Source organism: Gracilibacillus marinus (assembly GCF_042651725.1).
In the GTDB taxonomy this organism is placed as follows: Bacteria; Bacillota; Bacilli; order Bacillales; family Amphibacillaceae; genus Gracilibacillus; species Gracilibacillus marinus.
Genome location: NZ_JBHSDV010000001.1, coordinates 495,994 through 508,789, shown reverse-complemented (window position 1 = coordinate 508,789; position 12,796 = coordinate 495,994). Strand labels below are relative to the sequence as shown.

10 protein-coding genes are annotated in these 12,796 nt (G+C 33.1%); 1 reads left to right on the top strand and 9 read right to left on the bottom strand.

Annotation, left to right across the window (positions count from 1 at the left end):
* Positions 1–90: 90 nt before the first annotated feature.
* The 9 genes from ACFOZ1_RS02355 to ACFOZ1_RS02315 all read right to left on the bottom strand — a co-directional run bounded on the left by ACFOZ1_RS02355 (position 91) and on the right by ACFOZ1_RS02315 (position 12,208).
* The gene (locus ACFOZ1_RS02355) at positions 91–1,701 is read right to left on the bottom strand and encodes an extracellular solute-binding protein (RefSeq protein ID WP_390195410.1); all 1,611 of its coding nucleotides are present in this window, start codon (positions 1,699–1,701) and stop codon (positions 91–93) included.
* Between the two features lie 96 nt (positions 1,702–1,797).
* Positions 1,798–2,706: a carbohydrate ABC transporter permease gene (locus ACFOZ1_RS02350; RefSeq protein ID WP_390195407.1), complete on the bottom strand. Its 909-nt coding sequence runs from the start codon at positions 2,704–2,706 to the stop codon at positions 1,798–1,800.
* 12 nt (positions 2,707–2,718) lie between these two features.
* Complete coding sequence (locus ACFOZ1_RS02345) at positions 2,719–3,672, bottom strand: ABC transporter permease (RefSeq protein WP_390195404.1); 954 nt, start codon at positions 3,670–3,672, stop codon at positions 2,719–2,721.
* 416 nt (positions 3,673–4,088) lie between these two features.
* Complete coding sequence (locus tag ACFOZ1_RS02340; RefSeq protein WP_390195402.1) at positions 4,089–6,341, bottom strand: helix-turn-helix domain-containing protein; 2,253 nt, start codon at positions 6,339–6,341, stop codon at positions 4,089–4,091.
* A 27-nt stretch (positions 6,342–6,368) separates the two neighbouring features.
* Positions 6,369–7,028: a YesL family protein gene (locus ACFOZ1_RS02335; RefSeq protein ID WP_390195399.1), complete on the bottom strand. Its 660-nt coding sequence runs from the start codon at positions 7,026–7,028 to the stop codon at positions 6,369–6,371.
* A 128-nt stretch (positions 7,029–7,156) separates the two neighbouring features.
* The gene (locus ACFOZ1_RS02330; RefSeq protein ID WP_390195397.1) at positions 7,157–8,896 is read right to left on the bottom strand and encodes a glycoside hydrolase family 35 protein; all 1,740 of its coding nucleotides are present in this window, start codon (positions 8,894–8,896) and stop codon (positions 7,157–7,159) included.
* 81 nt (positions 8,897–8,977) lie between these two features.
* Complete coding sequence (locus tag ACFOZ1_RS02325) at positions 8,978–9,817, bottom strand: protein phosphatase 2C domain-containing protein (RefSeq protein ID WP_390195394.1); 840 nt, start codon at positions 9,815–9,817, stop codon at positions 8,978–8,980.
* Positions 9,818–10,041: 224 nt separating this feature from the next.
* Positions 10,042–10,908 (bottom strand): hypothetical protein, encoded by an 867-nt coding sequence (locus ACFOZ1_RS02320; RefSeq protein ID WP_390195392.1) that lies wholly within the window; start codon positions 10,906–10,908, stop codon positions 10,042–10,044.
* Between the two features lie 538 nt (positions 10,909–11,446).
* Complete coding sequence (locus ACFOZ1_RS02315) at positions 11,447–12,208, bottom strand: G5 domain-containing protein (RefSeq protein WP_390195389.1); 762 nt, start codon at positions 12,206–12,208, stop codon at positions 11,447–11,449.
* Positions 12,209–12,494: 286 nt separating this feature from the next.
* Between ACFOZ1_RS02315 and ACFOZ1_RS02310 the strand changes: the two genes are divergently transcribed.
* Positions 12,495–12,785, top strand: a complete 291-nt coding sequence (locus ACFOZ1_RS02310) for a DUF4282 domain-containing protein (RefSeq protein ID WP_390195386.1) — start codon at positions 12,495–12,497, stop codon at positions 12,783–12,785.
* The last annotated feature ends 11 nt before the right edge of the window (positions 12,786–12,796 follow it).

Below are 12,796 nucleotides of genomic sequence, written 5' to 3'. Positions count from 1 at the left end.
ATTATACTTCAGTAAATGATGTACATAACGAGCCATTAATAGTGTTATAGGTGTCTTCAATTCATTGTGATGGGAGTTTCCCTCACTTCATTAATTACTTGCCCAACGATCATATGCTTCTTGGTAAATTTCTACATAACGATCAATGTTCATTTTCTCGATTGTTTCAATATAATTATCCCAGTTTGTTAATGGTTCTACACCTGTGATAAATTTTGCTTCCATTTGTTCTACATAAGACTCTAAATCTACTTCAATTGTGTTGATTTCTTCTTGCTCTTCATCAGTTAAGTACACTAATGGATAAGCTGTTTCTGCGTATGGATCTACTTTTGCTTTTGTTTCCTCTTCAATAAACAAGTCAAAATCTGATCTCGGTGCATTTTCAACTAAATCAACTAACATTGGAGTTGTAATACCATATGCTGGTGTCAATGAACCACGATAATCTTCACTACTTTCAAATTCTTCTGGCACTTCTTTAAATACTCTCATGCCATCTTCGCCTTCTTCCCATAGATACCCTTCAGGCCCTTGGTCAAAGAAATCGCGTCCTTCTTGTGAATACAAGTAATCGATCCAACGAATAGATGCTTCTGGATGTTCATTATTAGAAGTTAATGCAAAAGCACCTCTACTAATACCAGGGTTACCTGGTAAAACAATTTCAGGAGATACATCACTTGTTAATGGGTGGAACATTGGATTATTTAATGCTTCTTCTTCTGTTTGTCCTGTTGTGAAGAAGGAGAACCAATCAGGGAATAATCCTAGTCTATTTTGTTGTCCTTTTGCTTTTTTCTGCTCATCTGCTTGAGAGAATGTTTCTTGATCAAGTAACTTTTCAGAATACAGTTTGTTCATATACGTTAAATATTCTTTATAGTTTTCTGAAGCTGGTGCATAACGAACGGTACCATCTACTTCTTCAATTCCCCATTCTTTCATACCGAATGCTGCTAAGAACCATCTTCTCGTACTGTTCATTTGTACATCTACCAAAGGAATTTCATCTGCTTCTCCATTCCCATTTGGATCTTCATCTCTAAAACGTACTAATAAGTCATATAATTCATCTGTTGTCTTCGGTAATTCTTCTACACCTAATGCATCTAACCATGCACCGTTATACCACATTGGACCTGCTGGCCATGCTGCTGTTGGGTGTTGGTTAATCGCAGGTAATGCATAAATGTGCCCATCTGTTGTTGTAATAGATCTCTCAATTTCAGGATTTTCTTCCATCAATGCTTTGAAATTCGGTGCATACTCATCAATTAAATCTTCTAAAGGTAGTAACACACCTTGTTGACCATAATCTACTTCCATCCCTGGTGTTAAATCTGCTGTTCCTGCACCAAAGATAATATCTGCTATATCGCCACTAGCAAAAGCTAAGTTCAATTTTGTTTGGAAATCACTTAAAGGCGGTGTATCGTATTCAAAATTGATATTTGTCTTTTCAGAATACTGCTGTAATGTCGGCATATCTTCCCAGTCCGCAAGACCAGTACCAGGTGCCATAAGAGATAATGTAATCTCTTCATCCACAATCGGATATCCCTCTTTATTTACAGCAACATCTGCTGATCCAGTATCCTCATTACCATCTTTTTCTTCTGTTGTATCGTCACTACTACATGCTATTAAAGATATGACAAGTATTGCAAAAACTACAGATAACCAAAATCTCTTTTTCATAACTTAACCCCTCTCCTTATCGTGTAGAAAATTGTGTTTAATTTTGTGCTGCTTCATAGGTATCTTTTTACATCACCTCCTTAAAGTTGAATTGTATTATCCTTTCAATGATCCAATCATGACACCCTTCACAAAATACTTTTGTAAAAACGGGTAGACTATGATAACGGGTAAGGATGACACAATCATGACACCGTACTTAATAATCGCTGCTAATTGTTGCTGACTATTAATTAATTGAGCAGCATCTCCAGTTAAATTCGTATTATTTGATGACATGTCCTGTAATACGAGTATTTCCCTCAATACTAACTGTAATGGAAACAACTCACGATCTGAGATATAGATTAATGCATTAAAATACCCATTCCAGTGTCCCACTCCATAAAACAATGCCATTACAGCGATGATTGGTGCAGATAACGGTAAAATAATCTTAAAGAATAACTTAAAATTAGACGCACCGTCAATAATTGCTGCTTCTTCTAACCCTCTTGGAATCGTTGATTGGAAGAATACCCTCGCAATCACAATATTCCACACAGCAGCGGCATTCGGTAATACCATTGCCCAAATTGTGTCAATCAATCCCAAATCTCTCACAACTAAGTAAGTAGGGATTAATCCACCAGAGAAGAACATTGTTAACACAAATAGCGCTGTAAAAAATCCTCTTCCATAGAAATCTTTTCGAGATAATGCATACGCTGCTGGAATTGTCACTAACAAGTTAATGAATGTACCTAGAGCAGTATACACAAGAGTCATTCCGTATCCGCGCCAAATCGAATCATTACCAAATATTAAGCGATAGCCCTCAAGTGTGATGTCTTTCGGTAATAACCACATTTCACCAGTATTTACTGCATGTGGATCACTGATTGATGCACTAATAATATAAATTAATGGATATAACACAACGACTAATGCAATCGTCAAGAAAGTATAGACAATGAACTTAAATAGTTTATCCGTTTTTGATTCATATAATGTTGTTGTTTCCATATTTCCACCCCTTTACCATAAGCTTGTTTCACTTGTTTTTCGTGCAATTTGATTAACCACAATTAATAAAATTGCATTAATGACTGCATTAAATAAACCTACGGCTGCTGCAAAACTATATTGTGCATCTAATAAACCTGCTTGATACACAAATGTTGCGATAACATTCGATGATTCCATATTCAATGGGTTTTGTAATAGTAAGATTTTTTCAAAACCTAGTGCCATAATATTTCCTAAGTTCATGATTAGCAAAATAACCATTGTCGGTACTAATGTCGGTATATTAATATACATAATTCGTTGAAATCTTGATGCCCCATCTACAATCGCTGCCTCATGCTGTTGTGGATCCACACCAGATAATGCCGCTAAGTAGATAATCGTACCCCAACCAGTGCTCTGCCATACTCCAGATAATACATACACTGTTTTGAACCATGCTGGATCACTCATGAATGCAATCGGCTCTAAACCAAAGAATCCAATGATATGGTTGATAATACCTGTTGTTGGTGATAAGAATGCAATGATCATACCTGAAATAACTACAACAGAAATAAAGTGTGGTGCATATGTAACTGTTTGAACCGTTCGTTTGTAAAAACCGTCTTTTGCTTCATTTAATAATAGTGCTAATATTATAGGTAAAGGAAAACCAACAATTAATTCATATACACTAATTCCTAATGTATTTTTTAGTAAATCCCAAAAATAATAGGAATCGAAGAAACGTATAAAGTGTTTGAACCCTACCCATTCACTTCCTAGAAATCCGAGTGACGGGACATAATCTTTAAATGCTATTTGAATACCATACATTGGTACATAATGAAAAATAATAAAATAAAGTAGTGCTGGCAAAATAAATATATATAGTTGCCAATTCTGAATTATTTTTCTATTCTTCTTTGTTTTTACTTTTACTTTTTCTTTATTAGATATGGTTGAATCGATGTTGCTCATAAATCACATTCCTCCTTTTCCTTCACTTCATTTGTCTTGCTACTATCTGGTATCATCATAGCTTAAAAAAGAAAGCGTTATCAATATGTCATTTTTGTTTCCTTTTGTCATCTTCTCGTAACATAGTTTAAAAAACCTTTGTAGTTAACGCTTTCACAAAGCGCGGATATGTCAAACTTTACGTCTATGTCAATTTTGATATATGTCATACTAACCCTTGGTACATAGGCTTTTAAGGATATAAGTGTGTTTCTACATATTCACCCACACAGGAATAATTCGAACGACGTAGGAATTCCTCTCGCCACGTACGAATTATACAAACAACCAAGGTATTAATTAAATTTTAAAAAGGATATACCCCTCCACATCAAAAAAAGAGATGAACTACTGCTCCCACAGTAATCCATCTCTTTTTACACTTCTTCCGTCATTTCTTCACTATAATATTGACGATACTTCCCTGGTGTCATTCCAACAATACTTCTAAATTTCCTTGTAAAATTAGCAACATCTTTATATCCAACATCCATTACAATACTTTTAATTGGCGCATCTGTTGTAACTAATTCATGTTTTACTTTTTCAATCCGTAAATTCTGTACATATTGTTTAAAATTAAACCCTGTCTGTTCTTTAATAAATCTACTTACATAAGATGCAGACAGCTGAAATTCTAGTGCAATTTTTTCAAGAGATAAATCATACAAATGATAATTTTCATCTAAATATGCAATCAAGTCATTTCTTAACTGATCATTATGACTTCTTTTATTACTATTTACTTCCTCACATGCTTGTACAATAATCTCGTCTAACTCACTGTGCAATGCTTCAATCGACTGAAAATCAAAGATATTCTCTAATTGCTCTTGGCTAGGTGTGATACCCACATCCGATATCGCCTTAATCACTGTATTAATGATATCAAAACTAATTGCACGTAAAAAAGCAGGTGATATTTCCTTGTACTTTATTGTATCAACAATAGTAACTAGAGATTCTTTCGCCACTTGCTCATCCCCATGCTTAATACTCTGCACAATTTTTAATAACTCGTCTTTTGGATAACCAAGTGAAGTCGTTGGCTCTTTCTCAATCTCTTCAAAGTAAATACAACTACCTTGCGCATAAAAATATTTATATTCTAACGCAGCAAGTGCTTCAATATACGAGCGATTAATGACGGTAATATCTTCAACAATCGTACCTGCACTAATGATTGGTCTCACACTTAGTTTCTTTTTAGACTCTGCGCGAAGCATTTCTACAAAATCCCTACGCTTTTCGGAAGCCAGATTAGCATCACCATTCATTTTTATAATCAGTGCGATACCGTTTACATACAATAAATCCACACCAAATGCCTTTACATCAGCTAATTGAAGACTATTCACTAGCTCATAGATTGTCTCTTTTTCAATTAATTTCTTGGACGAGGAACGACCACTTTCTAATGAAATAATTAGAGCTGCATAATAATCTGCTTCAATATCTAAATGCAATGTACTATTGTAATTCGTAATATCCTCTTTTGTATGAAAATCACCTTTGAGTATCTTTGTAATGAACTGATCTCTAGCAAATGATTGATGTTTGTAGACCGTTTCACTCAATTTCTCATGATCCTCAAAAACAGAAGTAACTGTTTGTTTGATTGTCTCTAATTCATTCACTGTTGCATTAACCGTACGATTGTGACTAACAGAATTAAATAGAGAGCGAATTGGATTATATTGTCTTCTTGCAAGAAAAATGGCTAACAATCCTCCAATAATAAAGACACCTACACATAACAAGATAATTAACAAGCGTGTATCTGACAATCTCTCAAAAAATTGCGATGTTTCCATCATCATGACAAATTTCCATTCAGAAATAGGAGATTGTACCGCTACTACGGAATAATCTTTCTGATTTATTGTCACCTGATTAATTTTACGATAGTCACTTTTTTCAATGGATACATCATGTATATCAATGGAAGTATCCTTGATTGTAGAAGCAAGCATACTATTATCCCCTGAAAAAATGTATGCATTTCCTTTAAAATCACCCATCACATTATCAATCAGTTCATTTAATCTGCTCTCATTAATTAAATAAAGCACAGATCCATATGTACTATTACTATCCAATGTAATTGGTGAAAAATAAGCAACATAATTTTCCTTTTCACCATTACTGCTTTGTTTTTCAAATAATACATTATTTGGAATGGTTGTATGCAATAATTCTTCAAAATTATCGACCTTTACATCATGAAACTGGTATTTATTTAAGAATGCTTGAATACTAAAAGATCCCCCTGAGGAATAAATCGTATTACTATGATGATAATAAATTAGTAACTCATCAATCAAGGAGCTATTCGCTTTATATTTTTTTAATTCTGACACTGCCTCTAATCCATAATATGGATGTCTAATCATATATGGTGTTAAACGAGGATCATGCGCAATTCTTGTAGAAAGAAATTCTAATTCATTCATTCTTTCATTCGTAATGGATGCAACTTGCTCTAATTTTGTCACATTGGATTGCTCAATTTCTTCTTTCAAATTACTTACAGAGTTTAAATAAATAATAGAACTCATAATGACAAAAGGAACGAAGAAGACAATCAGATACGAAATAATATAATTAGTAAATAATTTCGACTTAAACATTAGATAACCTCCTCACTTTATCGTACATCAACTCCTACCATAAGAGGGGGTTTTACTTTGTTGTTCTATCTTTTCTTTACTATCCTCCACAGCAATACACGCTCGATAAGAGAACCATAGAACAGGATATAACGTCAACGGTACACCTATAAATACAGCTAATACTGGTAAGAACATATATACATAATATAAAAGTAGTAGAGCAACAAATATTGCTATCGATTCCATTGGTCTAGCTAGCGCAATCAAAAAGGATTGTTTAAAATATTGAAGCAATGGCAAATCATAACGTACAAATACAGTTAAGAAATGTGCAAAACTACCTAAGGTAATCACAATAACTAACATAATCACTATATGGAAATAAAAAGATTGGATATATGTCTTGGATACGAAATAATCAAAGTATAAGAACAAACCGATAAATGCCCATCCCCAAAATAATAGATTCGATTTTTTGAAACTTCTGCGGTATATTGCAATAAATTCCTTAAATAATGCTACATTTTTCTTCTCTGTGAACCATCCATGTATAATTGTAGAAACTGCTACTGTGGCAGGAGCAATCCCAAATATTCCTAAGCCTAATACAGTAAACAAAACCCAATATATTTGCAATACCATTATTTTCGCTAACCAAAAACCAAAATCATATACATATTTAAAAAAACCATTTACATAATGCATGTCATGTCCTCCCATCATGTTGTTGGTACTATCATATCAAATAATCACAAGTGAAAGAAAGCCTTTTCATAATAATACATAAAAATTATCTATGTAGAATTAACTATTACTATGTGATTTTTATCTTATTATTCTAACAAAGGGGTATCACGAAATAATACGGTTGGTTTCGATACTTTTTCTAACTCAAAAATAATAATTTCATTATGTTCTTTAAGTAATGGTGCTGGAATGTATAATGTTTTTTGTGGACCTTTTTCCCAGTACCGACCAAGGTTAAATCCATTTATAAATACAACCCCTTTTGTCCAATTACTTAATTGTAAAAATGTGTCTGCTATTTCATTAATCGAAAACTCAGCCTTATAAAACATTGGTCCTTTCTTGATCGTATCTCTTTTTTTAAAACATACTTCTGTTATGTTATCTAATGGTAATGTGTGTATTTTCCAATTACACAAAAACTGATTACCAATTCGGACACCTTGCGTAATTCCCTTGTAGTCTTTTAGATGCGGTCCATAATTTACTCTTCCCATATTCTCGACAAGAATCGTCAGTTCTGTTCCATGTTCTTTGATTGATATCGGTATCTCTTTTGGATTCCATCTCTCGATTATTGCTATTTGTTCATGATCTTGATAAATAATAGCACGGTCGTGTACTCCATCAATTGTTAATAAAGCATTGTTTATCGGCCCATTTACAAAGGTTTTGTAAAGTATAAATCCGTAGCTTTGATCAAAATACTCCATCGGGTCTGGCGTTACTGATATATAGGAGTTAGAAATTACATCTAGTAAATCAAATAAAGCGGCTTGTTCTGTCAATTCTATTGAGCCAAAGTTTCTTTTATTATTGAGCTCTGGCAGTTCAAGTGGTGGCAAATCAAAATGTTTCTCTAATACTTCGCGTATAGCGTAGAATTTATCTGTTGGCTCTCCTGCTTCATTTAATGGCGCATCACTGTCATAGCTCGTAATTGTTGGCTCATAGCTCTCAGAGAAATTTGCACCATTATAGAATCCAAAATTCGTTCCACCATGAAACATATAGAAATTCACAGAACCCTTCTCCATTAGAATTTCATCTAACACTTGTCCAACCTCTTGTGCATCCCTTACATGGTGCTCTTCACCCCAGTGATCAAACCAACCATTCCAAAATTCCATACACATGACTGGCTGATTACTTTGGTATTCTTTAAGTTTAGAAAATGATGACTTAGGATTCGAACCAAAATTCGCAGTTGCTAATGTATTTTGAATCATTCCACCTTGAAGTAATGCATCTTCAGCACCATCTGATGTAAAAAGAAGTACATCTACACCTCTTTTAATCATACTATTCTTCACATATTCTAAGTATGCTGTATCATTGCCATAACTTCCATATTCATTTTCTACTTGCATCGCAATGATTGGACCACCATTTGTACATAATAAAGGTATCAAATTTGGCATCAATTTATCATAGTAAGCATCTATTCTGTCTAAAAACGGTTGATACGAACATCGCAATTTCATCCTAGGATCTTGTAATAACCAAGATGGTAATCCTCCAAATTCCCATTCTGCACAAATATAAGGAGATGGTCTAACAATAACAAATAAACCAACATCTTTAGCTATACGTATAAATTGTGCAATATCTTTCCATCCACTAAAATCAAATTCATTAGGCTTTATCTCATGAAAGTTCCACGGAATGTATGTTTCTACTGTATTAAAACCACAAGCTTTTAATTTCACTAAACGATCATGCCAATATTCAGGTACTACTCGAAAATAATGAATTGCTCCAGAAATAATGGTAATTGGTGCCCCATCATAGAAAAACTGACTATCCTTAACTGTAAATGTTGACATAGTTAACACTCCCACTATATGTTTGTAGAAATTTGACTCTCATCATTGTTACTATCAGATGCAAAAATGAATCTATAATACTTAATCAATCATATCAATCATAATCCCAGTCTTATCATCAGATTTCTTTAACCGTGGATATTGAACACACTCTCGATCTTTTTCTTCCATATCTATTAAAGCATTTGCATAACCCACTAATCCTAATTCATCCATACAATCAAGCATTTTATTCCAATTAGGGTGGTCATTTATAGTTGTTTGAGGATAAAATAACCCATCTGTACATAAATAGATTTTACTTACATTCGATAAACTAATCACACCATTATCCATAAAATCTACTAAATAATCATCTCCATTCAATACACTATATCCGTTCCATTCATTCGCCATATTACGATTTGCCTGTTTCCATGGTAAAAGGCCTTCCGCAATCTCTTTTGCATCTAATTCACCTGAATGACGTAATGCTAAGTATTCTTGTAGCAATAGATGATCAAACATCTGGACATCATCACGAGTGATGACACGCACTTCCCCATCACGATATCTAACAAAAAGCATACAATCGCCTGCTTGTACATATTCTAGCTTTTTGTCCGAAAGTTTTATTGCGACAAATGCTGCACTCCATCGATTGGGTTTCAATGAGAAATCAACTCCGGCTTGTTGCATCTCTTCTTTAAGTGTCTGATTTCCTAGTAACACAATATCCCTTAGACTACCCTCTTCCTTTTCTAAAGATTCCGCTAATATCTGTGCAGCTAAATAGCCACCAGTTCGTCCTTCTTCATTTTGATATGGCGTAACAGTCGATGCTCCATCAATCACAGCATATATTCCTTTTTCTTTATTTACTACTTTCTTATCTTCATTCATTATTCCGATTCCTTGACATGTAAACTCAGTAATATGCATGTTATATCTCCCTTTTCGATTAAATAGAAGAATTTTGTCTTAGTTTATTTCCCGGGGAATTATTTTGTCAAAATTGCAAATAATCTGCGTTATTAAATACAACGCTTACATATCACATTATTCTACATGATTCTTTCCAAAATGTATAGACATCTATATAATTAATTGTACATAAAAAAATACACAAAGAGCTCATTCCTCGCTCTTTGTGCATACATTTATTATTAACGAACATGCCCTGTCACTGCATCATAATAATTTTCTGGGTTAAAATAATGCCCATTATTATATACAATTCTAACCAAATTATCATCCATAAATTCCACTTCATCTATATGTTCTAACCATGGTGTAGTAAAATCCTCTTCTGTTAAATTGACATTACCTTTATTCTCTAATTTATTCAATTTCCAGTGGCCTTCTTCTTTCACGATTTCCATATGATACAATCCTGAATCTGTGCCTCTCAGCTCACTTCCTAGTATCTTAAATTGAAGTAAAATAAAATCATTTGTCTGTTCTAAAACTTTGGCACCTATTTCTATATCAGAATCATCTGACAGGTTAGGTGTTGTCCATACATCACAATGACAGTGAAACCAAGAAATATATTCATCCAATTGATTTGTAATAAACGTATCTGTGATATAGCCTGACACTTTCTGTATTGTTTTTTCTCTTGCTTGTTTGAATAACTCTGATTGTGGATCTTCATGAATAATTAATCGATCATCAATTGTCTCTGTAGTTTCCCGAACCTCTCGAATATCTGCATATAAATCAAATAATAACTGATCACCAAGTTCTTTTACATCTGCTAATGTAAGCTGTTGATCTACTACTTCGTGATTGTCCTCTTCTTGTACTTGCTCCACTTGAACTGGTTCTGGTTCAACAGGCTCCACTTCATTTTCTACAGGCAAGACTTCTACCTCTTCTTGTTCAAATGATGGGTAATCTTTCGTGGATGCATGCACTTCATTTGTAGCCAATTTTCCGCTATCAATATCTGTTTCTTTACCTTCTTCTTTTGTTCCACATGCTGCAAGCACCAATACAAATAACAATAATACGATTCCTTTTTTAAACATACTAATCAACCGCCTTTGTTTATTTTTTTATAGTAGTAAGAAATTATTTATATTGCTAAATCATCTTATGCAAAACCAATGCAACAGCCACTTTGTTTTGAGGGTTACAAGAGGTGTCAAAGTAAAAGCGTTAGTTATATTCTTTATAAAGAACGAATGGGTTTGATTACCTTGGAGTATTGTAGAATATAATGAAAATGGCTTATGCTTTTTATTGTTTTATTACTTTTGCTAAAACATGAGGAGTTCTTTATTTTTATTATTCCCATTCTATACCTCACTTAATCACTTTGTCATAAATACGAACCCTCCTTTTACTTTTAGAACTTACTTTGCTATAACGAAATATCCTCCTCATTTCATATTTATTTTGTTTTTCACTAATTAGACGAATTAAATGACAAAAATGTTTCATTTATATTACAAAAAGATTACAAAAAAATTAACCCCTGTTTTTTGAATAAAAAAAGTGAGCATATACTGATATTCAGTAGTACTCACATCTTTTACTGTTTCTTCTTGTTCAGAAGGTAAATTATTATTCTTCTTCAGACTCTATTATTTCACTTGATTCTTCTTTTATCCCAATTTCTGTAATCTGATGAATGGGCTCTTTAGTAATCTTTGATGATACTTCTACACGTTTTATCAACTTATCATCTTCATAAGTTTCTTTATATGTAATTGTTCTTATACCATTCACACCTTGTTGAGTGATTTTAGACTCACCTACTAGTAATCCTGGATTTCCCTCAGCAATTTCTTGATAAGGAATACTTATGTTTTCCTTTACTGTTTTAGTTGTGATAGCAGGCTTTTTCTCTTCTTCTTTTTCTACTTCTTTCTCTTTTTGAATACCCTCATCTTCTTCCTGAACAGTATCTTTATCTTTTATATCCTCTACTTCTGTTGAAGCTTCATTTGTCGATGTATTATTCGTAGTAGTTGGCTTTTTGCTTGGTTTGGTAGGTGCTAAATCGTTTTCCGTCTCTGTTGTATCCTTAGCTGTATATAATGGAATGGATTCCGTCTCTTCTTCTACTTCTGGTTCTTCCTCTGTTTCTTCTTCCACAGTATCTTCTAGAGATTCGTCTTCTTTAACAAATAATTGCTCATTTGCTATGACATTTTTCTCTTTCATATATATTACTCTATTATTTTCATAGTTAGCCACTTGTTCCGTTGTTGTTTCTAATGATTGCTTCTGATAATTCGATCCAATCACAATAATACCAATCACTATTACAATCATAATCGAATTAAAAATAACAAATTTTTTATTATGAATGCCTTTATGCATATTATTTACCACCCTTAATCATTTTTTACAACTACAGACTTACTTTCATTATAGGTAAATAATCTTATGAAATCTACCATTTTTAGCAAAAACATTCTTAATTGTCATAGAGTCATATGATAGATTGATAAGGTCAACTAGTTCTTTTGCCAATAAACTGATAGAATCACGTAATAGAATCTATTATTCTTTTCCATACTATGTGATAGAGAGACAGATTATGGTATACTACACATTGCATGGTAAAAAGTTGGGTAATCTATACTTATTGTTAGGGGTTGTAATGGTGCAAAAATTTTTCAGCTTTGATTCGATGATTACACCATTGATTATCAAAATCATCTTTTGGGTCGGTGTCGTCTTTTCTATATTGTCTGGTTTAGGAATAATGATTTCTGGATTTAATTCTTATTATGGTGGAGGATTTCAAGTATTCATGGGGATTCTTACCATTGTTGTCGGTCCATTAATTGTACGTATTTATTGCGAATTATTAATAATCGCATTCAAAATTCATGATTCACTTAAAGTAATTAAAGAAAAATTAACAGAAAATACAAATAAAGATATTCTCTAATTTTTTCGAAC

Coding starts and splice junctions, on each gene's coding strand:
- ACFOZ1_RS02355 (WP_390195410.1), bottom strand. CDS start 1,701: ATGAAAAAGAGATTTTGGTTATCTGTAGTTTTTGCAATACTTGTCATA.
- ACFOZ1_RS02335 (WP_390195399.1), bottom strand. CDS start 7,028: ATGCATTATGTAAATGGTTTTTTTAAATATGTATATGATTTTGGTTTT.
- ACFOZ1_RS02320 (WP_390195392.1), bottom strand. CDS start 10,908: ATGTTTAAAAAAGGAATCGTATTATTGTTATTTGTATTGGTGCTTGCA.
- ACFOZ1_RS02350 (WP_390195407.1), bottom strand. CDS start 2,706: ATGGAAACAACAACATTATATGAATCAAAAACGGATAAACTATTTAAG.
- ACFOZ1_RS02345 (WP_390195404.1), bottom strand. CDS start 3,672: ATGAGCAACATCGATTCAACCATATCTAATAAAGAAAAAGTAAAAGTA.
- ACFOZ1_RS02340 (WP_390195402.1), bottom strand. CDS start 6,341: ATGTTTAAGTCGAAATTATTTACTAATTATATTATTTCGTATCTGATT.
- ACFOZ1_RS02315 (WP_390195389.1), bottom strand. CDS start 12,208: ATGCATAAAGGCATTCATAATAAAAAATTTGTTATTTTTAATTCGATT.
- ACFOZ1_RS02325 (WP_390195394.1), bottom strand. CDS start 9,817: ATGCATATTACTGAGTTTACATGTCAAGGAATCGGAATAATGAATGAA.
- ACFOZ1_RS02330 (WP_390195397.1), bottom strand. CDS start 8,896: ATGTCAACATTTACAGTTAAGGATAGTCAGTTTTTCTATGATGGGGCA.